This is a genomic window from Synechococcus sp. Tobar12-5m-g (genome assembly GCF_024345415.1).
GTDB lineage: Bacteria > Cyanobacteriota > Cyanobacteriia > PCC-6307 > Cyanobiaceae > Regnicoccus.
In genome coordinates, this window is the sequence record NZ_JAGQBB010000002.1 from 34,058 (window position 1) to 59,443 (window position 25,386).

Consider the following 25,386-nt stretch of genomic DNA (forward strand, 5'->3'; position numbering starts at 1 on the left):
GCGATGGCGGCCTCCCTGCCCTCGGCTGCCCTGTGGCTGCGGTTGGGGGCCTTCGTGCTGGGCGGCTGGGGCATCAGCCTCGTGCTGCTTCAGGCCTTGCTGGGAGAACGGATCGGCCAGGCCCAGGTGGCCCAGATGGGGCCCCAGGTGGCCCTCAACCTGCGCCTCTCCGAGCTGGCCCTGGAGCGTTTCCCGCCAGCGGCGGTGTCCCAGTTGAGCGGCCTGCAGCTGGGGGTGGGGGAGCCTCCCGTTCCCACTCCCGACCTGGGCTTCCTCGGCCGTGGCCGCGACGCCAGGCTCAAGGACCAGGCGGCTCAGCTGCGCCAGGAACTCTGCCGCCGCCTGCCGCATTGTCCCCAGGTTGTTCCCACCAACGGTGAAGCCCGCGGCGTATGGATCGAGCTGGCCTCGCCGCTGGAGCCGGTCTGGCTCTATGCGGGGATCCGTCCCCAACTGGGCTGGCCCCCGGATCCGCTGCTGGCCACCCTCGCGCTGATCAGCGGCAGTGTGGTGGCGGGTGCCCTGTTCCTGTTGCTGGAGGTGCAACGCCCGCTGCAGCAGCTGGAAAAGGCCCTGGGTCGCGTGGGGCGCGTCAGTCAGCCCAACCCCCTCACCCAGCGCGGCGCTCCAGAGGTGCGCCGCCTCACCCGCCACTTCAACGCGATGCTGGATCGCCTGGCCAGCAGCGAGCAGGAGCGGGCCACGATGCTGGCCGGCATCGCCCATGATATCAAGACGCCCCTGACCCGCCTGCGGCTGCGCCTGTCGCTGCTGCCGGCCGGTGGACTCGGCGGTAGTGGAAGGGAGAAGGCGGAAGCCGACCTCGACGATCTCGAGCGGATCACCGGCCAGTTCCTGCTCTTCGCCGGGGGCGGTGGCGGTGAGCTGGCGGTAGAGGTACCCCTGCAGGAGTTTCTGGCCGAGCTGGCCGCCCGCTATGACGGGCAGCCGCTGGAGCTCGACCTCCTGCCGGTCACGGCCCGGATCCAGCCGATCGCCCTGGGCCGGGCGGTCGCCAACCTGGTCGACAATGCCCTCAGCTATGGCCAGCCCCCGGTGCTGTTGCGGCTGTTGCCCTGGCAGGGCGACGGCTTCGAGCTGCAGATCTGGGACAGGGGAGCCGGCATTGCCGAGGAGCAGCGCTCCGCGGCGTTGATGCCGTTCCAGCGCCTCGATGCGGCTCGCGGCGGCCATGGCCACTGTGGGCTCGGCCTGGCGATCGCCCAGCGGGTCGCCCGGGCCCATGGTGGTGAGCTGCGGCTGGGTCTGCCGTTGAGCGCCGCCAACCCCGGCGGGTTCTGCGTGAGCCTCACTGGCCGCTCGATGGCGTAGAGCGCGGCCCTGGCAGGGCAAGCGGTCTCAAAATCGGTATCATTCGAGCCGTCACAGGGTCTGCATCCCCCTAAGGCTGGTTAGAACCAAGGCACAGGGGCCAACTGAATGGGTAAGGGAAAGGAGGGCAAACAGCCGAAAGCCGGCAAGAAGGCCAAGGCCGGCAATGGCCTGAACGATCGCTACCACCCCACCGCGCTGCTAGACGACGTGGAGGAAGGAGCCCCGTCCTCACCCCCCGGCCGACCGGAGAAGCTCGGCAAGAAGTTCTACGAGAAGGAGCTTGAGCGGCTGCAGATCGAGCTGGTGAAGATGCAGTACTGGGTCAAGCACACCGGGTTCCGCATGATTCTCCTCTTTGAAGGCCGTGATGCGGCCGGGAAAGGGGGGACGATCAAGCGGATCACCGAGCCGATGAATCCCCGGGGCTGCAAAGTCGTGGCGCTGGGCACACCCTCCGACCAGCAGAAAACCCAGTGGTACTTCCAGCGTTATGTGGAGAATTTCCCCTCCGCTGGTGAGCTCGTGCTCTTTGACCGCAGCTGGTACAACCGGGCCGGTGTCGAGCGGGTGATGGGCTTCTGCACGGAAGAGCAGGTGGATCAGTTCATGAAGTCCACTCCGGAATTTGAGCGCATGCTCGTCAACTCGGGCATCGTTCTGCTCAAGTACTGGTTCTCAGTCAGTGATGAGGAGCAGGAGCTCCGCTTTCAATCCCGCATCGACGACCCGGCCCGTCGCTGGAAGCTCAGCCCCATGGACCTCGAGTCCAGGGATCGCTGGTTGGAATTCTCCAAAGCCAAGGATCAGATGTTTGCCCACACCAACATTCCCGAAGCCCCTTGGTTCACCGTCGAAGCCGACGACAAGCGACGGGCGCGGCTGAATTGCATCAGCCATCTGCTCAGCAAGGTGCCCTACGAAGACATGACGCCGGAGGCGATCGAGCTGCCCCCCCGCAAGAGCGGTGGTGATTACCAGCGCCCCCCGATGAACGAACAGTTCTACGTCCCGAACGTCTACCACTGATTTTTTCCCCTTACCCCTGAACCGCCTCCACCACTGAATCGGCCATGTCCGAATCCAACGATCGACCGTCCACTCCAGCTACGGCCCCCCTGAGGGGGCCCCGCGGATCACTACTGTATTCCGGCAGTGACGGAACCCAGTACATCGTCGATGGCGGGCCGGCCGGACCCAGCGATGCCCCCCTGCCCCAGGCGTTCCAGGCCCTGCGCGCCGGCGCAGCGGAGCTGGAGGCGATCACCGTGCTCTGCAGAGCCTGGGTCGAAGCCGCCAGTGCTCAAGGTCTGAACCGGCAGCAGGCCGCCGCCGTGCTGCTGGGCCAGCTGGGCCAGGCCCTCGAGGTCGGGGAAGAGGGACAGCCTCTGCCCCGTTAGCCCCAAACGAGGCTCAGTGCAGGTGCTGGAACCAGAACCCGGCCAGTTGCCAGCTGCTCCAGAGGAAAATCAACAGGAAGAGCCAGTTCAACCAGGGCGGCCGGGCGTTGTTGTCAGCCATGGCGCTGCAGCGTCGCAGGCTCAAACCTATCGGCCCTGCTCCCCTGCGCTGGTTACCTGCCCCGCTCACTGGCCCCCGCAGGGGAGCAGCCTGGCACTCGCCTCCTGTTGGCAGAGCCCCCAGAGCCGCCCTGCCGGGCCATCGCTCCAGCGCACCACACTGGCTCCAGGACCGGCCCCTGGCAGGAAAGCCGCTGTGATCACGGTGAGGGTGTGCTGGCCGCGGCGGTAGTCGTAACGGCAGTAGCCCAGGCCGGAGCCGGAGCAGGCGCTGAGGCTGGCCAGCGGGTTGCCGGCCCGCTCCCGGTCCAGCTGATCGGGCTGCCGCTCGGGCGCTGGCCGCCAGCCCTTGGCCTGGAGGTTGCGATCGGCCGTCGTGATCGCCTGACCGACTTGCAGCAGGGTGGCAAAATCCACAGAGCTCCCCCAAGCCAGCAGCAGCAGGGGGCTCAACAGGGCAATCGGTCGGTTCAGGGACGTGGGGGCGGGCAGGGCATTGGTACACCGGTGGCACTGGACGGGGAGATCCTCGTTTGCTTCTGGCCATGGCCACCGGTGCCGTTTTCTCCTTTCTGGGCTTTCCCGGCTGGGCGCCGCTCCACCTCTGGCTCCCCCACGACGGCTACCCGGCGGGAGCCGCCCTGGTCCTCGCCGCGGCGGCGAAGGACAGGGGCGCCGCCGCCGTTGGAGCGGCGGGCTTGCTGAGTGGCTTCCTGCGCTGTGCGCGCCAGGGGGAGCCGTTGGCCTCGCCGGTGCTCTGCCCCACCTGCGCCTATCGCTATCTGATCGTCTATCGCGAAGGGGGAGACTGCCCCCTGCGGATCTCCGCCTGGGGCCGGGAACAGGACGGTCCGGGCTGGAGTCGCCGATGCGCACCCATGGCGCTCGAAGGCTTCCTCAGGCGCTTTCATCCCAGCAGGCCCATGCCGGCTCCGGAACCGCTCAGCGCTGGGCACGCTGGAGGTCGTGCAGACCTTCCAGCTGGTTGTAGACGGCCAGCAGTTGAAGCCTGATGTGATCGGTATTCTCCAGCCGGGTGAGATTGGCCAGGGCCGTTTCGATCTGGGCCTTGCTGTCGATCAACAACCGGCACTCACTGGTACCGGGTTCGTAGCTCATGGTGAAGGGCTCTGGATGGGCGGGGCTTGGTGCCCTCAATGACCCTACTCAAGCCAACCAGGCCCGAGCGTGCTGTTGGAATGACCACCAACCGGCTCCGTCGGGCTCACTTGGCCGGATCCGGATCCGCTGATCCAGCGGCCTCGACGAAACCCGCGGGCACCAGAACGAGGAACAGCCACCACCACACCAGAACGGCTCCGACCACGGGAGCGGTGATCCACCAGCGGTGCAGCAGAAGCCAGCTCGCCAGGCTCACCCCGGTGCCGGTGGCCACGATGGTCCAGGGCTGGCACCAGACCGGCTTGGACTGCCAGAAGGACCCTGGCGCCCCGGGACTGTCGCTGTTGCTCCGCTCCGCCATGGCCAACACCAGCAAGGGGCCCAAGTCTTTCACCCTCAGGAGTGAAACAGCAGCACCAGGCCCTTGGGGATCTGATGGAACTCCCGCTCCTCGCGACTGAGATCCAGACCCACCTGCAGCCCTTCCTGCAGGGCCTCGTCAAAGGGCGGCTGGGAGGGCGCCTGCCCGGACAGCCAGAGCGCCGCAATGCCGACCGGTGTGGCGTACCACCCGAAGCAACGGGTCAGGCCGATCGAAGGTTCGTCGAGGGCGTCCTCTAGCAGTTCGCGAATCGCCATGGTGGGCAGGAAGTGCGTTCAGCATCCGGATCCGAGCGGAGGAGCGCAATCAGCTGAGAGCATTCGTGACGTGCGCGGCCTGCCGGTGCCACTTACGGTGCCGCGATGCCTGCCCTGCCCAGCCGGATCGCGCTCGTTCATGAATGGTTCACCCCCCGCTCGGTGGGCGGCTCCGAGCAGGTGGTGCGGGAGATCGATCGCCTGCTGAGCCCGGAGCTGTTCTCCCTGGTGGATGGGGAAAGCCGCCGGCCCGGCAGCTGGCTGGCCGGCCGCACCATCCAGACCTCCTTCATCCAGGAGCTGCCCTGGGGCATCAGCCACGTCCAGCAGTATCTGCCCCTGCTGCCGCTGGCGATCGAGCTGCTTGATCTCTCCAGCTTTCCGCTGGTGCTGAGCAGCAACCACCTGGTGGCCAAGGGCGTGCTCACCGCACCCGACCAGCTGCATATCAGTTATGTCCATACCCCCGTTCGCTACGCCTGGGACCAGATGCCCGCCTACCTGGCCGGCTCCAGCCTGGCCCGCGGGCCGCTCGGACCCCTGGTGCGCTGGCAACTGCACCAGCTGCGGCAGTGGGATGTGATCAGCAGCCGGCGGGTGGACCGATTGATCGCCAACTCCCGCTTCACGGCGCGGCGGATCCTCCGCTGCTGGGGCCGATCCAGCCAGGTGCTGCATCCGCCTGTGGAGGTGGAGCGCTTCCGCTGGGATCTCCCCCGCGACGACTATTACCTCTCGGTCGGCCGCCTGGTGCCCTACAAGCGGGTGGACCGGGTGGTGGAGGCCTTCAGGCGCACCGGCCTTCCCTTGCTAGTGGTGGGCGATGGGCCCGAGCGGCAACGGCTGGAGGGCCTGGCCGGACCGAACGTGCGCTTTCTGGGTCGTCGCGGCGCTGAACAGGTCAGCGAGCTGATGGGCCGCTGCCGCGCCTACGTCTACGGGGGCCTGGAGGACTTCGGCATCGCCACCGTGGAGGCCATGGCCGCCGGTGCCCCCGTGATCGCCCTGGGGAAAGGCGGCTCGCTCGACAGCGTGCGCTGCCTGAACCGCGGCGCCTCCCACCCCACCGGTCTGCTGTTCCCAGACCAGACGGTCGGCTCCTTGGTGGAGGCGTTGGAGCACTTCGAGCAGGGACAGCTCTGGAAGCGTCTGCCTGCGGAGAAGCAGCGCACCTGGGCGGATCAGTTCGCTCCGGAGCGGTTCCGAAGCCGGCTGCTGGCCCTGATCGAGCGGTACTGGGAGGGCCATCTGGCGGCTCAGGAGCAGGGCCGCGCCGCCCTGCCGTTCCCCCTGCCGTGAACCCTCTGTGCCTCTGGCCTGAGTGACCGTCCTGGCTGGCCAGAGGGGTCGTGAATTTTTACAGTTCCCTCACCAAGGGGAGCGTGATGGACCTTCATCACCCCAATCCATTCCAGCCGGAACCGCTCGAGCCCCTCTCTGCGGTGTCCACCGTGCTGGCGGCGGCTTCCTTTCGACGCCCGCTTCCGGCCGGCCGAGCGCAATCAGCCTCCCTCGGTCTCAACCTGTCTCCCCTGGCTCCGGCCCTTCCCAGTGCTCGCGAGCTGATCGACGACCAGGCCAAACTCTCGCGGGTCCTCAAGCGCAGCGGCGATCTGGTTTTCTCGTTGGCGGTTCTGGCGCTCGGCAGCCCCCTGTTTCTGCTGCTGGCGGCCCTGGTGGTGCTCAGCTCACCGGGCCCCGTGTTTTACGTGCAGCGGCGCATGGGCCGGGGCTACAAGGAGTTCGGCTGCATCAAGTTCCGCACCATGCGGCCCGATGCCGATCGAATTCTGGGCAAACTCCTGGCCCAGTCACCGGAACTCAAGGCCGAGTTCAAGAAGGATTTCAAACTCAAGTCCGACCCCCGCATCACCCGGATCGGCAGGTTTCTGAGGCGCTCCAGCCTCGATGAACTGCCCCAGTTCCTCAATGTCCTCAAGGGGGACATGAGCGTCGTCGGCCCCCGCCCGATTGTCAGGGCCGAGATCGCTTGCTATGGCCGCCAGATGGACGAGGTGCTGGCGGTTCGTCCTGGTCTCACCGGCATCTGGCAGGTGTCCGGGCGCAACAATCTCTCCTACCCCATCCGCGTCAAGATGGATGTGAGCTATACGCGGCGACGCAGTGTCCTGCTGGATCTGGCGATCATGGTGTGCACGGTGGGGGTCATCCTCTTCCCCAGGGACCGCGGCGCCTACTGAGATCCCAGCCCCGCTGCCAGCAGCGCCAGCCCCAAGCTGACCGTCAACCAGAGGGCTTCCAGGCGGCGGCTCAACCGCAGGATGAGCTCCACGGCGCCCCGATCGGCACCGGGAAAGCCGGCCCCGAGGATCGGCTTGGCTCGGGCCACCCCCCCATAGCGGTTGACGCCGCCCAATTGCACCTCGGCGGCCTGGGCGTAGGCCGCCTGGGAGAGTCCAGCATTGGGGGAAGGGTCGCCGCGACCCTGGCGACGGGACAGGGCCAGCTGGCGGACGATCTGGCCGGGACGGCGGCTGACCAGGGGCAGGCTGATCGCCACCAACCTGCACGGCAGCCAGGTGAGCAGGTCATCGAGGCGGGCACCGGCGGTGCCGAGCCACTCCAACTGGCCGCGGCGATAGCCCAGCATCGAATCGAGGGTGCTGGCAGCCTTGTAGGCCAAGGCCAGCGCGAGGGGGCCCGGCATCGGGGGGTGGCCCGCCGCCTGAGAGCAGCCCAGGCCTGCCCCCGCCAACATCCAGAACAGGGGGCCGAACAGGCCGTCCACGCCGTTCTCCGCCGCCGTTTCCGCCGCCGCCCGCAGCAGCTCCGCTTCGTCCAGGCCCTCCACGTCGCGGCCCACGATCCAGGCGAGCTGGCCACGGGCAGGGCCCAGGCCATCGCCGCCCTGGCCTTCGCTCCCGGGGCCTTCGAGCTGATCGAGAACGCCCCGCACCGCCCGCTCCAGGCTCCCGCCAGCCAGGCAACTGGCCAGGGCCAGCCACAGCAGCGGCCGACCCAGCACTGGCCACCATCGGGCCAGTGCCTCCACCAGCCAGCCCGCCCCCCCGCTGGCACCCACCAGCAGCAGGGTGATCAATCCGCCGGCCAGCCGCAGCTTCCAGGGTCGATCGCCAGCCCAGGCCTCAGCCCGCCCGCGCAGGGCACTGATCCACCAGCCCATCACCTGCACCGGGTGCAACCAGCCGGCCGGATCGCCGATCCAACGATCGAGACCGCAGGCCACAGCCACATTCAGCCAGGCCACCAGGGCAGGGGCTGCGATCAGGGTGCTCAAGCCCGCCCTGGGGAGGGAGACGGCCTGGAGAGCGGCAGGGCAGCGGCGACAAAGCCGAGCACCTGAAGCGGCAGGGCGACCGGCAGCCCGAACGCCTGCGCCGCGCCTCCCATCAACACGCTTCCGGCCAGAGCACCGACCCCACTGGAGCGCTCCAGGGTCTGCCAGCGCATTGGCTCGTCGGCCAGGTTGTCCAGGGAAGCCGCCAACCGGGCATCGCTGCAACCGGCCAGGGCCCCCATTGGCAGGAAGAGGGCCAAGGAGCTCCAGCCCGGCAGCCACTGGGTGGCCGCCAGCAGAACGGCGAGCAGGAGGTAGGCCCCCCCCCGGAGAAGGCTCAGCCACCACGGACTCGCCAAGGCCGATGGGAACGGCAGGGGAAAGGCGGGCCAGGAGGCCGCCAGCAGGCGACCCAGCCCATAGGCGGTGAGCAGCATGCCGAAGTCGAAGCAATTGCCGGCCCCCTCCTGGCGCACCCAGAGCGGCAGGAGGCCGAACAGGCTGCCGAACAGGAGCCCCTGGAGGCAGCAGCGCCAGTTCAGGGCGCCCGGACTGGAGGGCACCACCGCGGCGGACACCATGGCCGTTGGTGTGGGCTGGCCGGCTCGGCGCGACAGCAGGGCGGCGGGCAGCACCGGCAGCAGCAGCACGAGGGCCTGGGAGAACTGCAGCACCGCTTTGCCGATCGGGAACAGCAGGGCAGTGAGCAGATGGCCCAGCAAGGCGCCCAGATCGGAGCCGGAGCGCAGACGCCGCATCGAAAGCCCCTGACTTCCCACAAGGAACCGCTGCAGGGGCAGCTGGGCGAGCTGAAGGCCAAGGCCGAACAGCAGCACGGCCAGCAAAGCCAGGGGCAGGGCCCAGGGAATCCCAGCGCCCCCGGACCCGGCAGGGTTTTTGCCCAACAGGCCGACCCCGACAAGCAGCAGGGTGGCCCCCATCTGCAGAACAGTGCCCAGTAGAGGCCGCTGGGGCAGGGGCACCAGGGCCGTCGCCGTAGCCAGAACGGGGAGGAGGCTGTTGACCAGGGGGGAGGGACTGAGGCCGCTGACCAGCCAGGCACTGGAGGCCAGGGTGAGACTGGCGCCGGCTTGGGCACTGCCCCAGGCCAGGGAAAGCAGGCCCCGGCGCACGGCTAGATCCTCCGGATCAGGCTGCTTTGAGCCAACTGAACATCGAACGCAGCCCCTTGCCGACCTGCTCGATCGGGTGCTCAGAATCCCGCTGGCGGGCCTCCGCCATCGCCGGCTTGCCGGCGTCGCACTCGGCCACGAAGTTGCGGGCAAAGGTGCCGTCCTGGATGTCACCCAGGATGCGCCGCATCTCGGCCTTGGTGTCGGCGGTGATCAGGCGCGGCCCGCTCACATAGTCGCCGTACTCGGCGGTGTTGGAGATCGAATCGCGCATGGCGGTGAGGCCGCCCTTCACCATCAGATCCACGATCAGCTTCACTTCGTGCAGGCATTCGAAGTAGGCGAGTTCGGGCTGATAGCCCGCCTCCACCAGGGTTTCGAAACCTGCCTTCACCAGCTCGCTGAGGCCGCCGCAGAGCACCGCCTGCTCACCGAACAGGTCGGTTTCCGTTTCCTCCTTGAAGTTGGTTTCCAGGATGCCGGCGCGGGTGCCGCCGATCGCCTTGGCATAAGCCATCGCCAGGGCGCGGGCGTGGCCGGAGGCGTCCTGCTCAATCGCAAACAGGGCCGGCACCCCCTGGCCGTTCTGGTATTCCCAGCGCACCGTATGGCCGGGGCCCTTCGGAGCGATCATCACCACATCCACATCCGCGGGGGGCTTGATCAGCCCGAAGCGGATGTTGAAGCCGTGGGCAAAACTCAGCACCTTGCCAGCACTCAGGTGGGGCGCAATCTCTTCCTCATAGACCTTCTTCTGGAATTCATCGGGCAGCAGCACCATGATCCAGTCGGCCTTGGCACAGGCGTCAGCCACGCTCAACACTTCCAGGCCATCGGCCTTGGCCTTCTCGGCCGAACGGCTGCCTTCGTAGAGGCCCACCACCACGGAAACGCCGCTGTCCTTGAGATTGAGGGCGTGGGCATGGCCCTGGCTGCCGTAGCCAATGATGGCAACCGTCTTGCCGTTCAGGAGGCTGAGGTCGGCGTCGGAGTCGTAGAAGAGCTGGGCCATCCGGGCTGGGGCTGGGGCGGGGAGCAGGAACCGAGCTTACGCTCAGGTTGAGGCTTCGCTGGGATGGGAGATCACCCGGTCGATCAGGCCGTAGTCCTTGGCCTCGGCAGCACTGAGGAAGTAGTCGCGGTCGGTGTCCTTGGCGACCTTCTCCACGGGCTGGCCACACATGTCGGCGAGGGACTGGTTGAGCATGTCCTTCATGCGAAGGATCTCCCGCGCTTCGATCTCGATGTCGCTGGCCTGGCGCTGGCTGGTGCCGCCCAGGGGCTGGTGAATCATGATCCGGCTGTGGGGCAGGGCCACCCGCTTGCCCTTTGTGCCTGCGGCCAGCAGAAACGCCCCCATGCTCGCCGCCAGACCCACGCAGATCGTCACCACCTCCGATTTCACGTACTGGATGGTGTCGAAAATCGCCAAGCCCGCCGTGACCGAGCCTCCCGGAGAGTTGATGTACAGGTAGATCGGCTTGCTGCTGTCGTCGGAGTCGAGATAGAGCATCTGGGCCACCAGGCTGTTGGCGATCGAATCGTTCACCTCCTGACCGAGGAAGAGGATGCGCTCCACGCCCAGGCGGGTGTAGATGTCCACCCACCGCTCGTACTGGCTGCCGGGCAGGCGGTAAGGAACGCTGGGAGTGCCGATGGGCATGGTGCGGGAGTTGGGTAAGGAGGAGGGAAAGGGAAAGGGAGTGGGAGAGGGGCCTGGCCGTCAGGCCGCCCCGGCCAACGCCAGGGGGGGCACTTTCTGGCTGGTGAGGATCCGGTCGATCAGGCCATACTCCAGGGCTTCGCCGGGGGTGAGGTAGGTCATCCGATCGGAATCCTTGCTGAGCTGCTCAACGCTCCGGCCGGTGTTCTCCGAGAGCATGTCCAGCATGGTCCGCTTGTTCTGGAGCACTTCCTGGGCCCGGATCTGGATATCGCTGGCCTGTCCTCGGGCGCCGGAGCGGGGCTGGTGCAGCACGATCGAGGCATGGGGCAGGGCAGCGCGGTGGCCCTTGGCCCCGGCCGAGAGAATCATCGCGGCTGTTCCCATCGCCTGGCCGATGCAGATGGTGTGCACCGGTGGCTTCACATAGCGGATGGTGTCGCAGATGGCGAAGGCTTCGGTTTCGAACCCGATCGCATCACCGGTGTACCAGCTCGTTCCGGTGGAGTTGATGTAAAAGAAGATTGGCTTTTCCGGATTGTCGAATTCCAGATAGAGCATCTGGGCAACGATCAACTCGGTCACGTCCACGCCCATCTGGCGCTTGGCGTCGTCGTCGGAGAACAGTGGCAGGCCGAGGTAAACAATCCGCTCCTTCAGCAGCAGCGACGGCAGGTCTGGCGGAGGGGTGCGCATCACGGCGGAATCTCCGTAGTAAGGGGCCGACACCGACATCCGTTCACCTGATCCAGAACCAGAAGTCAGCCTAGCGGGGGTCTGAAGCCGGCTGAACCACGGCCCCGTGCTTCGGCCCGTCCGGGTCGCAGCGGGCGAACACCATCCGGCCGGTTGGGGTCTGCAGCGCGCCGGTCACGGTGACGGGCAACCGCTGGCCGATCCGCTTGCGAGCCGCTTCCACCACCACCATCGTGCCGTCTTCGAGGTAGCCCACCCCCTGGTCGGCCTCCTTGCCCTCCCGCACGATCTTGAGCTGCAGGGCATCGCCGGGCTGCACCTCCGGCCGCAGGGCGATCACCAGGGCGCTGAGGTTCATCACCTTGAGATCCTGCACCTCGGCCACCTTGGCGAGGTTGTAGTCAGCGGTCAGCAAGGTGCCGCCGGTGTCAGCCGTCAGCTTGAGCAGCTTGTCGTCGGCGCCGCTGCCCTCGTAGCGGGTGCTGTTCACCACCAGGCGGCGGCCGTAGCGCTCCCGCAGGGCCGCCAGCAGGTTCAGGCCCCGGCGCCCCTTGCCCCGCTTCTCGTTGTTGCCCGAATCGGCCAACTGCTGGAGTTCGTCGATCACCGCCTGGGCCACGATCACCTGGCCCTCCAGCAGGCCCGAGTCGAGCAGGCCGCGGATGCGACCGTCGATGATCACGCTGGTGTCGAGGATCTTGGCGCTGGCAGGTTGGAGCACCCCTTCCGTCACCAGCAGGGCGTCGGTGCTGGACGGGTTGAACAGGCGCAGCAGGGTGCGGCCGTGCACCTCGGCGAGGTTGTAGCCCAGCACCCCGAAGAACACGTTGCTGAGCACCGCCGCCAGCGGTTTGACGAACACCACCTCCCAGGGCAGGGACAGCAGCAGGATCGGCGCCAGCAGCAGGTTGGCCACCAGCAACCCCAGGATCAGACCCACCGCCCGGCTCACCAGTAAATCGGTGGGCATCGAGCGCACCTGGCGCATCAGGCGGCGGCGGAGCAACTGGAAGAAGAAGCCGGCCAGCAATCCGAAGAAGGCGCCGAACCCCCCCAGAACCCAGCGCAGACCATCCAGGTTGGTGACCTGAACCAGCAACCCCTCCGGCAACAGGTCGACGCCCAACCAGCCGGTGGCGGCTCCGGAGACCAGGAACAGCAGCAGGATCAGCGGGTCCACCATGGGTGAGTTGGGGGCTGACCATGGTTATGGCCCTGCAGCATGGCCGATTCCAGCCGATTTGCCTGGGTCTGGTATCCACACCTCTGCCCCTGATTGGCCCCACATCCGTGAGCGAACCCCGCAGCGCCTACCTCCACATCCCCTTCTGCCAGCGGCGCTGCTTCTACTGTGACTTCGCCGTGGTCCCCCTCGGCGACAGGGCCGACGGCGCCCACTCCGGTTCGATCGAGGCCTACCTCAAGCTGCTACACGCCGAGATCGCCGGCTCCCCACCCGGCCCGCCCCTCTCCACGGTGTATGTGGGTGGCGGGACGCCCTCCCTGCTCACCCCCGGCCAGATCGGCGCCCTGCTGGCGGCCCTCGGCGATCACTTCGGCCTGGCGCCCGGGGCCGAGATCAGCCTGGAAATGGATCCGGCCAGCTTCGACCGGGACCGCCTGGACCAGTTGCTGGCCATCGGCGTGAACCGAGTGAGCCTGGGGGGCCAGAGTTTTGATGACCCGGTGCTCGAGCGTCTGGGGCGCCGCCACCGGCGGGCCGATCTGCTCGAAGCGGCCGCCTGGCTGGCCGCAGCGTGGCGCCAGGGCCAGCTGCGCAGCTGGAGCCTGGACCTGATCCAGGGGTTGCCCGAGCAAACGCTGGACCATTGGGCCGGGCAACTGGGGCAGGCCCTGGCCCTCGAAGCGCCCCATCTCTCGATCTATGACCTGATCGTGGAACCTGGCACGGTGTTCGCCTGGCGGCAGCGACGCGGTCAACTTCCCCTGCCCGACCCTGAGATGGGGGCCGACCTCATGGACTTCACCTCCGAGCGCCTGCGGGGCGCCGGCTATGGCCACTACGAGATCTCCAACTACGCCCAGCCGGGTCACGTCTCGCGTCACAACCGCGTTTACTGGAGTGGTGCGGGCTGGTGGGGATTCGGGATGGGGGCCACGGCGGCACCGTTCGGGGAGCGCCAGGCCCGGCCCCGTACCCGGGCGGCCTATGGGGAGTGGCTGAACACCCGGCGGCAGCATCAGCCCGAGGAACGCGGCGGGGCGGTGAGCGCTCCGCCCTTCGATGAGCTGCTGTTGGTGGGGCTGCGCCGCCGCGAAGGGGTGTCGATGGACCGGTTGGCCGCCGAGCACGGCATCGGCCCCGCTGAGCTGGGGGGCCTGCGGCAACGGCTCGGACCCTTTCTGGAGGGTGGACTGCTGCTGATCGAAGGTTCCCGCTGGCGGCTCAGCGACCCTGCGGGCCTAGCCCTCAGCAATGCGGTGCTGCGGGAGCTGCTGGACTGGTGGGACGGGCGGCCTGATCCTGGAGCCAGCCCCGCAGGGCCCCAACGGCAAGACCACGGCCATCGATCAACGCCGGGCTGAACGGGGGCTGGCGGGGACTGAGCCCGAGCAGGTCGGCGGTGACCCGCACCTGGCCGTCGCAGTCGTCGCCCGCCCCAATGCCGATCACCGGGATCGTCAGTTGGCGCCGGAGGCTGCCCGCCAGCCCATCGGGCACGTGTTCGAGCACCAGGGCGAAACAACCAGCCGCTTCCAGATCCAAGGCCTGGCGCCGCAGCCGCTCCTGGCTGAGCGGATCGTTCGCCTGGCGTCGGTAGCCCAGCCGATGCACCGACTGCGGGGTGAGCCCGAGGTGGCCCATCACCGGGATGCCGGTGCGGACCAGGCGGTCAACCACCACGAGGGTTTCCGGCTCGCCGCCCTCCAACTTCACCGCCGCGGCCGCTGTTTCCTTCAGTACCCGGCCGGCGGCAGCCACGGCCCGCTCGGGCCCGCATTGATAGCTGAGAAAGGGAAGATCACAGATCAGCAGGGGTTGCTGGTCCAGGGGACGGCTCAACCCCCTGGCCACGGCCCGGGTGTGGTGAAGCATCTGCTCGAGGGTCACCGGCAGGGTGGTGGGATGGCCCAGGACCACCATCGCCAGGGAGTCGCCGACCAGCAGCGCTTCGGCGCCCGCCTCCTCCACCCAGGCGGCCGAGAGGGCGTCCCAGGCGGTCAGCATCCGGATCGGTTGCCCCGCCTGCTTGCGATGCACGAGATCACCGGGACGCAGGGGCACGGGCGGGGTGACGCGAAAGCTGATTGCTACTATCGCTTTGACTCGGACCGATGCGGCCGGGACGCCCAAATCTGGTCAGAACCGGAAGGTGGCAGCCACACGGGATGCTCCAGGCAGGCGTCGACTCCGGGTCACCCTCTTCAAGCCGTTCGAGCGCACCTTGAACGACAGGGGCAGGTCCTGATCAGAGGTCGCTGCTGGTGCGGCCCTGGCGGTTCAGCAGGAAAGGGGGGATCTTTGCCCCCCGCTGGTGGTCACCGGCCTGGCCGTGGGGGGTCTGGGGGCTGGTGAAGCTGGGCGTCTGCTGGTCCTGGCGGTAGGAGATGCCGCTCTCGAAACCCGTGGCGATCACCGTGACGTGAATCTCTCCCTCGAGTTTTTCGTCCACCACAGCCCCGACGATGATGTTGGCGTCAGGGTCGACCATGTCGTAGATCACATCGGCGGCATTGCCCACGTCTTCGAGGGTCATGTCCTTGCCGCCACAGACGTTGATCACGCAACCCTTGGCGCCGTCGATGCGGCCCGATTCCAGCAGGGGGCTGCTCATGGCGGCCTGGGCCGCCTCGGTGGCGCGAGAGCGACCGGAACCCACGCCAATGCCGAGCAGGGCGGTGCCGGCCATGGTCATCACCGAACGCACGTCGGCGAAGTCCACGTTGACCAGGCCCGGCTTGGTGATGATGTCGCTGATGCCCTTCACCCCCTGGCGCAGCACGTCGTCGGCGGCGCGGAAGGCTTCCTGAAGTGGAGCACCGGCGATGGCGTCGCGAAGCCGGTCGTTCGGAATCACGATCAGCGTGTCGACATGCTCGGCCAGGCGGGCGATCCCCTCCTCGGCCTGCTTCTGCCGCTTGCGGCCCTCGAAGCTGAACGGCTTGGTGACGATGCCCACGGTGAGGGCTCCGCATTCCTTGGCCACCTCGGCGAGGATCGGGGCCGCCCCGGTGCCGGTGCCACCCCCCATGCCGGCGGCGATGAACACCAGGTCGGCCCCTTCGAGGGCAGCGAGCAACTCGGGGCGGGATTCTTCCGCCGCCTTCTGGCCGATGACCGGATTGCCGCCGGCACCAAGGCCCCGGGTGAGCTTCTGGCCGAGCTGCACCCGCTTTTGGGAGGCCGACTGGAGCAGGGCCTGGGCATCGGTGTTGAGCACCCGGTAGCCCACGCCCTCGAGGTCGGAGGCAATCATGCGGTTGACCGCATTGCTGCCGCCGCCGCCGACGCCGATCACCTCGATCCTGGCGGACTGGCTGGGGACGATGCCGTTGTTGCTGGAGGAAGGGTGAGAGGTGGTCACGGAGAAGGGATGGGATTCAGAGGGGGGGACTGTTGTGGCGGTGGCTTCCAGTGCAGTCTCCACGCAGAGCCCTCTTCCGTTCGACATGGCAAGCATTATGTCGGCGATTGGACGGCTCCAATCTGTTCAAACGATCACTTTTCCTTAAAGGATTATTTCATGGTTGGCCGCGTCAGGGATCCCCCTCGGCTTTGGGGCGCCCCACACGGTTCAGTCGACCCCGGAACCGGCCAGAGGCTTGGCGCCGGAGGCGGTGGTCGCTGGGGTCTGGCCCAGTTCAGGCTGGTCGGGGTCACTGAGGTCGATCGAGCGAAAGGGGCGGCCCTTGAGCTGGGCGGGCAGCTGGCTGGAGAGGTGTTGAAGCACATCCAGACGGCGGACCAGCTGGGCGTCCGGCGGCCCGAGCCGAACCTGCCCCAGCGATTGGGTCACCAGCCAGAGGTTGCCGTCCAGCTCGAAGCGAATCTCCCGCAGCGGGCTGCCCAGTCTGCTGCGGCGCTCCAGGATCTGGGCAAGCACCTGGCGGTGACGATCCTGCCAACCCACCACCTGAACCTCCGGCGCCAGACCGTTGCGCGGACTGGCCACCTGCTGCTGCACGACGCTCATCCAATTGCCGAGACGATCGACATAGCCCTTCTCCAGGCCACTGGCCGTGCGTCGCTCGGCCCGGGCGACCGCCTGGCGGTCGACGAGGGCGACACGCAGGCGCGGCGGCAGCATCAGCCGCTCCACCCTGACCTGCTCGACCGGCAGGGCAGCGGCCAGCTCGTCCTGCAGGCGCTTGGGCTGGAGGCTGAGCAGCAGCACCGGGAACTGAAGCCTGGCGGCGCGAATCACCTGGTCATGGCTGACCTGCTGGCTGCCGAGCACCTCGACCTGGCCAGGGCTGCGCAGGCTCCAGCCCTGGCGCAACAGGGCATAACCCAGACCAGCGGCACAGGCTGAGAACAGCAGCAGGCGCCAGAGATTGCGAAGCCTCTCCTTGCGGCGCAGGTCCCGCAGTTGCCGGCGACGCTCGACGCCCGGGGGATCGGGTTGGGACGGTCTGGCGCTGGCTGTCACAGCTCGCAGCGGGAGCGGGCCATCAGATCGTCCATCCAGCGGCGGGCACGCTCGGCATCGGAGAAGGCCAGATCCTTCTGTTCGCCGTTGCCTACCAGGCGGATGCGGCAGCGGCCCTGGCTTTCTTCGGTGAGGGGCGCATCGCCGGATCCCAGGGCCATCAGCTCGAGCAGCTCAAGCTTGCTGATCACGAAACTGCCCTGGGGTTTGAGCTCGCCGGCCTCGAAGCTGCTCCAGGTGAGCACCCCCTCCAGCAGCCGGGCTGCTCCACAGCCATCCAGCTTGGCCAGCTCCGACCCCTCCGCCCAGCTGCGGAACAGCCGCTGCCGCCGCCGCTCCAGCCAGCCCAGGGCCGTGAGCAGCACGAACACCACCAGGAGTGGCAACCAGAGCAGGCCGTGACTCATGGCGCCAGCATCTCTCCGACCATCGACAGCTCATTTTCCCCTGCCGCCCCGACCAATTGGTGCACCAGGTCCTCAAGCGATACACCACTGGCCTGCCACAGCATCGGAAACATGCTCTGGCTGGTGAACCCTGGCAGGGTGTTGATCTCGTTCAGCCAGATTGTGCCATTGGTTTCGTCGTAAAAAAAGTCCACCCGCGCCAGGCCGGAAGCAGCCACGGCCTGGCAGGCCAGGATGGCCAGGCGGCGCAGCTCCGCGCTGACGGCCTCCGGCAGTCGGGCCGGGATCTCGGTGCTGCTGAGCCCCTCGGTGTACTTGGTCTCGTAGTCATACCAGTCGGCCTCGAAGCGGATCTCGCCCACCACCGAGGCCTGCAGGGGGCCTCCGGGCCCGTTGCCCAGGCTGCGCACGGCACATTCCAGCTCCCGGGCCGTCACTCCCTGCTCGACGACGAGGCGGGGATCAAAGGCCGCGGCCTGGCGCAACCCCGTCAGCAGTGAGCGGCGGTCGGTGGCCTTGCTGATCCCCACCGAAGAGCCCAGGTTGGCGGGCTTCACGAAGCAGGGGTAGCCCAGCTGCGCCTCGAGCCGATCCAGCAAGCGCTCAGGATCGGCACCCAGCTCGGCGGCCTGCACGGCGGCGTAGGGCACTTGGGGCAGGCCGGCGGCGGCGAAGGCGGCCTTCATGGCCTGCTTGTCCATGCCCAGCGCCGAGCCCAGCACACCCGATCCCACGAAGGCCACCCGCATCAAGGTGAACAGGCCCTGGATGGTGCCGTCCTCGCCATTGGGCCCGTGCAGCACAGGAAACCAGACCTCCACCTCGTTTGCCCCCTCCGGCAGCCCCTGGAAGCCAGCCAGAACCGGCGTGGCAGGAAGTTCCGAGCCGGTGGCAGGCAGGCCCCTGCGCAGGACGGCGTCGGCCACGGCGGGGGGCCACCAGCGCCCCACCTCGTCGATGTAGAAGCAACGCACCTGGTAGCGCTGGGCATTGGCGCCGCTTTGCAGCGCCTTCAGCACGGTGATCGCCGAAAGGATCGAAACGGCATGCTCCCCTGAGGCCCCGCCGAACACCAGGCCAAGACAGCGGGGAGGGGTGGGCATGAAGCAAGCGGCGGGCCGGATCGGGGCCAAACGTATCAGCGATCCGCCCCCGGCCAGGGGCGGCCGGGGTCAGGCCGGCCGAGCGAGGGGGCGGCCGCTGAGCGAAAAGGCTCTGACCTCCTCAATCGCCACGATCACCAGGTCGCCGGCCCTGTGCCCTGCTGCGGGGAAAAAAGTGAGCCGGTTGGTGCGGGTGCGGCCCATCAGCTGGGCAGGGTCCTTCGGGTTGATCCCCTCGGCCAGCACCTCCTCGCTGCGGCCCAGGTAGCGGGTGCTGCGGGAGCGGGCGGTGCGCTCCACCAGGGCGTTGAGTTCCCGCAATCGCTCCACCTTCACGTCCTCGCGCAGCTGGTTTGGCCAATCGGCGGCGGGGGTGTTGGGGCGCGGCGAGTAGGCGGCGGTGTTGACAAGATCGAAGCCGATCTCCTCGATCAGGGCCAGGGTGCGGCGGAACTGGGCGTCGGTTTCACCGGGGAAGGCCACGATCACATCGGCGCTGATGGAGGCCTCCGGCATGCGCTCTCGGATGCGCTTGATGATGCGGCGGTAGCGCTCCACCGTGTAGCCCCGGGCCATGGCCTTGAGCACGGCGTCATCGCCGCTCTGGAAGGGGATGTGGAAGTGCTCGCACACCTTGGGTAGCTCGGCGCAGGCGTCGACCAGCCGCTCGGTGAAGTAGCGGGGGTGGCTGGTGGCGAAGCGGATCCGCTCGATGCCAGCGACATCGTGGACCTGGCGAAGCAGATCGGTGAGGGTGTGTTGGCGGCGCCCCTCCGGGGTGATGCCGGGCAGGTCGCGGCCGTAGGCATCGATGTTCTGGCCCAGCAACGTGATCTCCTTGAAACCCCGGGCGGCCAGTTCCTCGATCTCCTGCCGGATCGCTTCGGGCGTGCGGCTCTGCTCCTGGCCCCGCACCGCGGGCACCACGCAGTAGGTGCAGCGCTCGTTGCAGCCGTAGATCACGTTCACCCAGGCGCAGACACTGCTGTCGCGCCGGGCGGTGGTGAGGTCTTCGAGGATCTGGCGCTCGCCAGTGGCCACCACCTGCTGGCCACTCTCCACCTGCTCCAGCAGCGCATCTAGGCGGTTGGCGTGCTGGGGGCCCATCACCAGGTCCAGCTCAGGCACCCGCCGCAGCAGGGCTTCGCCTTCCTGCTGGGCCACACAGCCCGCCACCACCAAGGTGAGATGGGGATTGAGGCGTTTGCGCTGGGCCTGGCGGCCCAGATAGCTGTAGACCTTCTGCTCGGCGTTGTCGCGGATCGTGCAGGTGTTGTAGAGCACCAGATCGGCCGTGTGCTCCCCCTCACCAGGCAGATAACCCATGGTTTCGAGGATGCCGGCCATGCGCTCGGAATCCGCCTTGTTCATCTGGCAGCCGAAGGTGGTGATCCAGTAGCTGCCCCGGCGCGTCAGGGTGGATGTCATGGCGCCAGTCTCATCCATGGCGGAAACTGGAGCCATGCAAGGGCGCCTGCGGCGGTTTTCACTCACCAAGCTGGTGCCCCTGGCGATCAGCCGGGGCACCACCGCCAGCGTCGAGCGGTTGCTGGTGGAGGTGGAGCACGACGGGGTGGTGGGGCAAGGCGAAACCGGCGGATTCGAGACCGGTCACCGGTCCTTCAGCACCGAAGTGGTGGCGAGGGAACTGGAAGAGGTCCTGCCGCGGCTCGGCAGCCAGGATGTCTCATCAAGGCCGTGGGATCCTGCCGTGCGCCAGGCGCTCGAACCGCTCCTGGCTCCCCTCTCGCCCCCGGCCCGCTGCGGCCTCGACCTGGCCCTCCACGATTGGTGGGGGAAGCGGCTGGGCCTGCCGCTCTGGCGGCTCTGGGGCCTCGATGCCCAGGCCTGCAGCGCCACCAGCGTCACCCTGGGCCTGGGCACGGTTGAGCAGGTGCTCGCCAGGCTGGAGCGGTGGCAACAGCAACTGGGCTGCCGCCCCAGCCGGGTGAAGCTCAAGCTGGGCAGCCCCGACGGCCCCGACCATGACCGGGCCCTGGTGGCGGCCGTGGCGGCCGCCACCAGGGCAGAACTTCAGGTGGATGCCAACGGCGGCTGGGACCTGGGCACGGCCCAGCGCCTGATCCCCTGGCTGGCCGAGCAAGGGGTGGTGCTGATGGAGCAACCCCTGCCGGCTCTGGCCGATCCGGAAGCCGACACGGCCGGCTTCGCCGCCCTCGATCTGCATTGCCCGATCGTCCTGGTGGCCGATGAGAGTTGCTGGAACCTCGCGGACCTCCTGCGGCTGGCACCCCATGTCGATGGCGTGAACATCAAGTTGCTCAAGAGTGGAGGGCTCAGCGAGGCTCTGCTGATGGCCCGGACAGCAGATCGGCTGGGGCTGGGGCTGATGCTGGGCTGCTACTCCGACAGCGCCCTGCTCAACGGCGCCGCCGCCCAGCTGTTGCCCCTTGTGCGCTGGCCGGATCTCGACAGCCACCTCAACCTGATCGACGACCCCTTTGCGGGCCCCGTGCGGGTCGGCGACCTCCTGCGACCCTCGCCACGCCCAGGCCTTGGCGTGGTGGCGACAGCACCGTGCTGAGCGCCACCACGCCGATCGTGCTGCTCCAGCACGACGGGCTCACCAACCTCTCCGGCAAAACGGGCCTGGCCATGCTGCGCTATCGCCCAGGCCCGATCGTGGCGGTGGTGGACCCCAGCCAGCCCACCGGCAGCCTGGAGGCGATCACCGGGATTCGGCGAACCGTGCCCGTGGTGAGCAATCTGCGGGCCGCCTTGCCCTTCGGCCCCGAAGCGGCCGTGGTGGGGCTGGCTCCCTCCGGCGGCCGCCTGCCGGACGGGCTGCGCGCCGACCTGGAGGCCGCCCTGGCGGCGGGGCTGAATCTGGCCAGTGGCCTGCACACCCGCCTGGGCAGCGACCCGCAGCTGGCGGCGCTGCTCAGGCCTGGCCAGTGGATCTGGGATCTGCGCCAGGAACCGGCGGGGCTGGCGGTGGCGGCCGGTCGGGCCGCGGCCCTGGGTGGCGAGCGCTTCCTGGCAGTCGGGACCGACATGGCCGTTGGGAAAATGAGCGCCTGCCTCGAGCTGACGGCGGCGGCCCGGCGACAGGGTATCGACGCCCGCTTCGTCGCCACGGGCCAAGCGGGGATCCTGATCAGCGGTGGCGGCGTTCCCCTCGACGCGGTGCGGCTGGACTTCGCGGCTGGTGCCGTGGAAGCCGCTGTGCTGACTGCCGCCGCCGGCGCCGGGGACGACACCCTGCTGTTCGTGGAGGGCCAGGGGTCGCTCTGCCATCCCGGCTCCAGCGCCAGCCTGCCCCTGATCCGCGGCAGCCAACCCACCGGCTTCCTGCTGGTCCACCGGGCCGGCCAGACCGCCCTGACCAACCACCCCGCCCTGGCCCTGCCGCCGCTGCGCCAGTTGATCGACACGATCGAGCAGCTGGCCGCCCTGGGCCGAACCGGCACGGCGCCTGCCCCACGGGTGCGGGCGGTGGCGCTCAACACGGCCCGGCTGGGCGAGGCGGAGGCCAGCTCCGCCTGTGCCGCGATCGGATCGGAAACAGGCCTCACGTGTGCCGATCCCGTCAGGAGCCTCGCAGCGGCCGATCGGCTGCTGGAGGCGTTAAGGGCGGACGAGGGGATTCGAACCCCCGGATGGCGGCACCACAAGCCGCTGCCTTAACCACTTGGCGACGCCCGCCGTGGTCTTTGCCAATGTATCAACCTGCCCTGCCGCCAGACGTTGTCGTCCATCCGTCCAGCCACGCCGTTTCGTTGGGGGTTGGTTCTCGCCGCAGGGCTGGGCGTGGGCGGCGCAACGGTCGTTCTGGCGCTGACCAACCCAGGCCCTGCGGACTTTGAGGCCTTCGCCGCCGAGCAATTGGTGCAGCGGGCCACAGCGGATCTTTGCGGGCCGGACGGCCTGCCGATGGCCCTGCGACTGGTGGTACGGAACTGCCCGGAGTTGATTCGAAGCCAGCGCCATTTGCTCGGATCCCTGGCGGCCCAGGCGAGCGAACGCCAGAACTTCGGGCTGTTCAGCCTCTACCGCACCACGATCGGCGGACCCAGGGTGCTGCGGTTTCTGGAGCTGCCGGTCTACCGGGCCATCACCCTGGCGGGAGCAGGCCAGTTCGTGATCCTCAGCACGTCCAGTGATCGCAGCGAATCCGCCGCCGGCCATGCCGGCCCCCAGCCGTGACCGGATCCGCCCTGCCGCCGCTGCTGCTGCCCCGCGCCCTGATTGACCCCTTGCGCACCGACCTGCCTGCAGCCGACGCGGAAGGGCTCCTGGCGGTTCGGCTGGAGCATCACGCGGGCCTGATCAGCGGCATCCAGCCCTACCAGGCCCGGCCCGGCGAGCAGCTCCCGCTCGCCCTCACCCCCCTGGTGGAGCCCCATGCCCACCTCGACAAGGCCTTCACCTGGGCCGAGCACCCCAACCGTGCCGGCAGCATGGCCGGGGCCCTCGCCGCCAACCAGCAGGAGCACCTCAGCCGCAGCCAGGAGCAGGTGGGCCGCCGGGGCGAGCGCGCCCTGCAGCGTGCCTGGCGCCAGGGCTCCCGGGCGATACGCAGCCACGTCGACAGCCTGGGTCCGGGCGCGGAGGCCAGCTGGGAGGCGCTGCTGGGCTTGCAACAGCAGTGGCGGGACCGGCTGACCCTCCAGCTGGTGGCGCTGGTGCCTGTGCGCCACTGGGCGACCGAAGCAGGAGAGCGCCTGGCCCGGCGCTTGAGCGGCGAGGCAGGGTCGGTGCTGCTCGGTGGTGTGCTCGGTGCCCCCTTTCCCCCAACCCCGGAGGACCGGGCCGGTCTGCTGGCCCTGCTGCGGCTTGCCGATGGCCTGGGCTGCGGCGTCGATCTCCATGTCGATGAGAGCGCCGCCGGTGGCGGGGCTGGGGTGGCCCTGGTGGCCCGGCTGGTGCGGCAGGAGCGCACCGCCATTCCGGTCACCTGCAGCCACAGCTGCAGCATGTCCCTGCTGCCGGCGCGGCGCGGCCAGGATTTGGCCGAGTTGATGGCGGAAGCGGGGCTGGCGGTGGTGGCCCTGCCCACCACCAACCTGTGGCTGCTGGGCCACCGGGACGGCAACACCCCGGTGGCTCGGCCCATGGCCCCGATTCGCCAGCTGCAGCGGGCCGGTGTGACCGTGGCGGTCGGCGGGGACAACGTGCAGGATCCCTGGTTCCCCGGCGGCGACTTCGACCCCCTGGAGCTGCTGCGGCTCACGGTGCCGGCGGCCCACCTGGCCCCCTGGCAGCGCCAGGGGCTGATGCCCTTCACCACCGCCGCCTCCCGGCTGCTGGGGCTGGCCTGGGATGGGGTGCTGCGGCAGGGGGCGCCCGCCGATCTGGTCGTGCTGGCCGCCGGCAGCTGGAGCGACCTGCTGGCCCGCACCCCCCAGCGGCGGGTCCTCCGCCAGGGCACCTGGCTGCCTGGCCTGGATCCAGCGCCCCTGCTGCCGCTGCTGGAGGCCCTGCCGCGATGACCGCCCAACCTGTGCCCGACCTCTTGCCAAGCGAGCTGCCGGCTGGATTGCCCCCCCTGGCCACGGCACAGCAGCTGGCGGCGATCACGGCCGAACTCGGCGGGGTCAGTGGGTTGCGCCTGGTGAGCAGCGGCGCGGAGCTGGAGCGCCTGTCCCATGACCGGTTCGACTACTCGCCAGTGCTGGCCCCCTTGTTGCGCGGGAAACGGGCCCAGCTCATCGTCCAGGCCACAACCACGGACCAGGTGCTGCGGGTGGCGAAGGCCTGTGCCCGCCACGCTGTCGCCCTCACCGTCCGCGGCGCCGGCACCGGCAATTACGGGCAGTGCGTACCCCTGGCCGGCGGGGTGGTGCTCGATCTCAGTGGCCTCAACCGGCTGCGCCGGCTGGATCCGCTCAGCAACATCGTCACGGTGGAAGCGGGCTGCCTGCTGGCTGATCTGGACCGGCGGCTGGGTGCTTTGGGGCGGGCTGTTCGGTTGGCGCCCAGCACCTGGCGCAGCGCGACGGCGGCGGGCTTCATCGCCGGTGGGTCGGGCGGGATCGGTTCCCTGCGCTTTGGATTTCTGCGCGATCCCGGCAACCTGGTCGGCCTGGAGGTGGTGACCCTGGAGCCCGAACCCCGTCTGCTCCAGCTCGATGCCCCAGCCAGCCGCGCCCTCAACCATGCCTACGGCACCAACGGCATCCTCACTGCCGTGCACCTTCCCACGGCCGCCGCGGTGGCCTGGCAGCAGCTGGTGGTGGACTTCGAGAGCTGGGATGCCGCCCTCGCAGCCGCCCGCCTGCTTCCGGCCACGGCCCTGCTGCTCAACAGTCTCTGCCTGCTGGAGGCCCCGGTGGCGCACTGCATGCCTGCCCCTGGGGGCAGCGGGCCGGGCGGTTGCCCCCAGGCCCGCGGCCATCGAATGCTGGTGCTGGCCGCACCCGATGCCCTGAGCACCCTGGAGCCCCTGCTGGCGGAGCTGGGGGGAACCCTGGTGTGGCAGGCAGCGGAGCAGGGGGACCGCGGACTCCCCCTGCGAGAACTCAGCTGGAACCACACCACCCTGCACATGCGGGCCCGCGACCCCGGCTGGACCTATCTGCAACTGCTGCTGCCCCAACCCGAAGCCCCCGCCCTGGGGGCCTTGAAGCAGCGCTGGGGGGACGATCTGCTTTGGCACCTGGAGGGGGTGCGGCAGCAGGGGGGCCAGCGGCTCGTGGCCCTGCCGCTGGTGCGCTGGCGGGGCGCCGCGGCCCTGGAGTCCCTGATAGGCCAGGCCCGGGATCTCGGCGTGATGCTGTTCAACCCCCATGCCCTCACCGTCGAGGATGGGGGACTCGGGGTGATCGACGCCGATCAGGTGGCCGCCAAGGCCGCCCACGACCCGGCCGGACTGCTCAACCCCGGCAAGCTGCGCGGCTGGGCGAAGCTTCCACACTGATTGTCAACGGCAGGCCCGTT

The 25,386-nt window shown here is 68.8% G+C and carries 26 protein-coding genes, 1 tRNA gene, 1 other RNA gene and 1 pseudogene; 12 read left to right on the forward strand and 17 right to left on the reverse strand.

What is annotated here, in order from left to right:
• Positions 1-3 precede the first annotated feature (3 nt).
• The 3 genes from KBY66_RS01945 to KBY66_RS01955 all read left to right on the forward strand — a co-directional run bounded on the left by KBY66_RS01945 (position 4) and on the right by KBY66_RS01955 (position 2,732).
• A complete protein-coding gene (locus KBY66_RS01945) occupies positions 4-1,332 on the forward strand; it encodes an ATP-binding protein (protein ID WP_255087464.1) in 1,329 nt (442 codons plus the stop codon).
• Between the two features lie 108 nt (positions 1,333-1,440).
• Positions 1,441-2,361 (forward strand): polyphosphate kinase 2, encoded by a 921-nt coding sequence (ppk2, locus tag KBY66_RS01950; protein ID WP_255087465.1) that lies wholly within the window; start codon positions 1,441-1,443, stop codon positions 2,359-2,361.
• A 44-nt stretch (positions 2,362-2,405) separates the two neighbouring features.
• Positions 2,406-2,732: a hypothetical protein gene (locus KBY66_RS01955; protein ID WP_255087466.1), complete on the forward strand. Its 327-nt coding sequence runs from the start codon at positions 2,406-2,408 to the stop codon at positions 2,730-2,732.
• Between the two features lie 186 nt (positions 2,733-2,918).
• On the opposite strand, the gene KBY66_RS01960 is transcribed toward KBY66_RS01955, so the two are convergent.
• The 4 genes from KBY66_RS01960 to KBY66_RS01975 all read right to left on the reverse strand — a co-directional run bounded on the left by KBY66_RS01960 (position 2,919) and on the right by KBY66_RS01975 (position 4,613).
• Positions 2,919-3,305: a hypothetical protein gene (locus KBY66_RS01960; protein ID WP_255087467.1), complete on the reverse strand. Its 387-nt coding sequence runs from the start codon at positions 3,303-3,305 to the stop codon at positions 2,919-2,921.
• 489 nt (positions 3,306-3,794) lie between these two features.
• Entirely contained in the window at positions 3,795-3,971 is a 177-nt protein-coding gene (locus tag KBY66_RS01965; protein ID WP_255087468.1) for a hypothetical protein, read from the reverse strand.
• A gap of 106 nt (positions 3,972-4,077) precedes the next feature.
• Positions 4,078-4,335 carry a DUF6737 family protein gene (locus KBY66_RS01970; protein WP_255087469.1) on the reverse strand — a complete coding sequence of 86 codons (258 nt, stop codon included), beginning with the start codon at positions 4,333-4,335 and terminating at the stop codon, positions 4,078-4,080.
• Between the two features lie 35 nt (positions 4,336-4,370).
• A complete protein-coding gene (locus tag KBY66_RS01975) occupies positions 4,371-4,613 on the reverse strand; it encodes a hypothetical protein (RefSeq protein ID WP_255087470.1) in 243 nt (80 codons plus the stop codon).
• Between the two features lie 105 nt (positions 4,614-4,718).
• On the opposite strand from KBY66_RS01975, the gene KBY66_RS01980 reads away from it, so the two are divergent.
• Both KBY66_RS01980 and KBY66_RS01985 read left to right on the forward strand, forming a co-directional pair.
• Positions 4,719-5,912 (forward strand): glycosyltransferase, encoded by a 1,194-nt coding sequence (locus KBY66_RS01980; protein ID WP_255087471.1) that lies wholly within the window; start codon positions 4,719-4,721, stop codon positions 5,910-5,912.
• Positions 5,913-5,998: 86 nt separating this feature from the next.
• A complete protein-coding gene (locus KBY66_RS01985; RefSeq protein WP_255087472.1) occupies positions 5,999-6,814 on the forward strand; it encodes a sugar transferase in 816 nt (271 codons plus the stop codon).
• Here the strand turns inward: KBY66_RS01985 and cbiB are convergent.
• Genes cbiB through KBY66_RS02015 form a run of 6 tightly spaced genes read right to left on the reverse strand, consistent with a single transcriptional unit; the run spans position 6,808 to position 12,547 of the window.
• A complete protein-coding gene (gene cbiB / locus KBY66_RS01990; RefSeq protein WP_315855471.1) occupies positions 6,808-7,872 on the reverse strand; it encodes an adenosylcobinamide-phosphate synthase CbiB in 1,065 nt (354 codons plus the stop codon). The two genes, KBY66_RS01985 and cbiB, sit on opposite strands and share 7 nt — an antisense overlap.
• The gene (locus KBY66_RS01995) at positions 7,869-9,005 is read right to left on the reverse strand and encodes a hypothetical protein (RefSeq protein ID WP_255087473.1); all 1,137 of its coding nucleotides are present in this window, start codon (positions 9,003-9,005) and stop codon (positions 7,869-7,871) included. Before KBY66_RS01995 ends, cbiB begins: the two co-directional genes overlap by 4 nt.
• 16 nt (positions 9,006-9,021) lie before the next feature.
• Positions 9,022-10,017, reverse strand: a complete 996-nt coding sequence (gene ilvC, locus KBY66_RS02000) for a ketol-acid reductoisomerase (protein ID WP_255087474.1) — start codon at positions 10,015-10,017, stop codon at positions 9,022-9,024.
• Positions 10,018-10,059: 42 nt separating this feature from the next.
• On the reverse strand, positions 10,060-10,668 hold the full coding sequence (locus tag KBY66_RS02005; protein ID WP_255087475.1) for an ATP-dependent Clp protease proteolytic subunit: 609 nt from the start codon (positions 10,666-10,668) through the stop codon (positions 10,060-10,062).
• A gap of 60 nt (positions 10,669-10,728) precedes the next feature.
• The gene (locus KBY66_RS02010) at positions 10,729-11,403 is read right to left on the reverse strand and encodes an ATP-dependent Clp protease proteolytic subunit (protein WP_255087476.1); all 675 of its coding nucleotides are present in this window, start codon (positions 11,401-11,403) and stop codon (positions 10,729-10,731) included.
• 31 nt (positions 11,404-11,434) lie between these two features.
• Positions 11,435-12,547 carry a PIN/TRAM domain-containing protein gene (locus KBY66_RS02015; protein WP_255087477.1) on the reverse strand — a complete coding sequence of 371 codons (1,113 nt, stop codon included), beginning with the start codon at positions 12,545-12,547 and terminating at the stop codon, positions 11,435-11,437.
• A 107-nt stretch (positions 12,548-12,654) separates the two neighbouring features.
• Between KBY66_RS02015 and hemW the strand changes: the two genes are divergently transcribed.
• A complete protein-coding gene (gene hemW / locus KBY66_RS02020) occupies positions 12,655-13,911 on the forward strand; it encodes a radical SAM family heme chaperone HemW (protein ID WP_255087479.1) in 1,257 nt (418 codons plus the stop codon).
• Here the strand turns inward: hemW and panB are convergent.
• Complete coding sequence (panB, locus tag KBY66_RS02025; protein WP_255087633.1) at positions 13,796-14,605, reverse strand: 3-methyl-2-oxobutanoate hydroxymethyltransferase; 810 nt, start codon at positions 14,603-14,605, stop codon at positions 13,796-13,798. The two genes, hemW and panB, sit on opposite strands and share 116 nt — an antisense overlap.
• A gap of 45 nt (positions 14,606-14,650) precedes the next feature.
• Between panB and ffs the strand changes: the two genes are divergently transcribed.
• Positions 14,651-14,747, forward strand: an RNA gene (ffs, locus tag KBY66_RS02030) — signal recognition particle sRNA small type.
• A 48-nt stretch (positions 14,748-14,795) separates the two neighbouring features.
• Here the strand turns inward: ffs and ftsZ are convergent.
• The 5 genes from ftsZ to miaB form a co-directional block, all read right to left on the reverse strand.
• The gene (ftsZ, locus tag KBY66_RS02035; RefSeq protein WP_255087480.1) at positions 14,796-15,911 is read right to left on the reverse strand and encodes a cell division protein FtsZ; all 1,116 of its coding nucleotides are present in this window, start codon (positions 15,909-15,911) and stop codon (positions 14,796-14,798) included.
• Between the two features lie 210 nt (positions 15,912-16,121).
• The gene (locus KBY66_RS02040; protein WP_255087481.1) at positions 16,122-16,976 is read right to left on the reverse strand and encodes a cell division protein FtsQ/DivIB; all 855 of its coding nucleotides are present in this window, start codon (positions 16,974-16,976) and stop codon (positions 16,122-16,124) included.
• On the reverse strand, positions 16,973-17,383 hold the full coding sequence (locus KBY66_RS02045; RefSeq protein ID WP_255087482.1) for a hypothetical protein: 411 nt from the start codon (positions 17,381-17,383) through the stop codon (positions 16,973-16,975). The genes KBY66_RS02040 and KBY66_RS02045 overlap by 4 nt, the downstream gene beginning before the upstream one ends.
• Positions 17,380-18,486: a D-alanine--D-alanine ligase family protein gene (locus tag KBY66_RS02050; RefSeq protein ID WP_255087483.1), complete on the reverse strand. Its 1,107-nt coding sequence runs from the start codon at positions 18,484-18,486 to the stop codon at positions 17,380-17,382. The genes KBY66_RS02045 and KBY66_RS02050 overlap by 4 nt, the downstream gene beginning before the upstream one ends.
• Before the next feature lie 69 nt (positions 18,487-18,555).
• Positions 18,556-19,914 carry a tRNA (N6-isopentenyl adenosine(37)-C2)-methylthiotransferase MiaB gene (gene miaB, locus KBY66_RS02055; RefSeq protein WP_255087484.1) on the reverse strand — a complete coding sequence of 453 codons (1,359 nt, stop codon included), beginning with the start codon at positions 19,912-19,914 and terminating at the stop codon, positions 18,556-18,558.
• Positions 19,915-19,948: 34 nt separating this feature from the next.
• Here miaB and KBY66_RS02060 point away from each other — a divergent pair, with 34 nt between their 5' ends.
• Both KBY66_RS02060 and KBY66_RS02065 read left to right on the forward strand, forming a co-directional pair.
• Entirely contained in the window at positions 19,949-21,031 is a 1,083-nt protein-coding gene (locus KBY66_RS02060; protein ID WP_255087634.1) for a dipeptide epimerase, read from the forward strand.
• 71 nt (positions 21,032-21,102) lie between these two features.
• Positions 21,103-21,984, forward strand: a pseudogene (locus KBY66_RS02065) (DUF1611 domain-containing protein); the annotation flags it as partial.
• A 95-nt stretch (positions 21,985-22,079) separates the two neighbouring features.
• Here KBY66_RS02065 and KBY66_RS02070 read toward each other — a convergent pair.
• Positions 22,080-22,152, reverse strand: a tRNA-His gene (locus KBY66_RS02070).
• 81 nt (positions 22,153-22,233) lie between these two features.
• Between KBY66_RS02070 and KBY66_RS02075 the strand changes: the two genes are divergently transcribed.
• From KBY66_RS02075 to KBY66_RS02085, 3 genes are read left to right on the forward strand one after another with little or no spacing between them, the layout of a single operon-like run.
• A complete protein-coding gene (locus KBY66_RS02075; protein WP_255087485.1) occupies positions 22,234-22,653 on the forward strand; it encodes a DUF4359 domain-containing protein in 420 nt (139 codons plus the stop codon).
• Positions 22,650-23,939, forward strand: coding sequence for an amidohydrolase family protein (locus KBY66_RS02080; protein WP_255087486.1), 1,290 nt, complete (start codon positions 22,650-22,652; stop codon positions 23,937-23,939). Before KBY66_RS02075 ends, KBY66_RS02080 begins: the two co-directional genes overlap by 4 nt.
• Positions 23,936-25,366: an FAD-binding oxidoreductase gene (locus KBY66_RS02085; protein WP_255087487.1), complete on the forward strand. Its 1,431-nt coding sequence runs from the start codon at positions 23,936-23,938 to the stop codon at positions 25,364-25,366. The genes KBY66_RS02080 and KBY66_RS02085 overlap by 4 nt, the downstream gene beginning before the upstream one ends.
• Positions 25,367-25,386 lie beyond the last annotated feature (20 nt).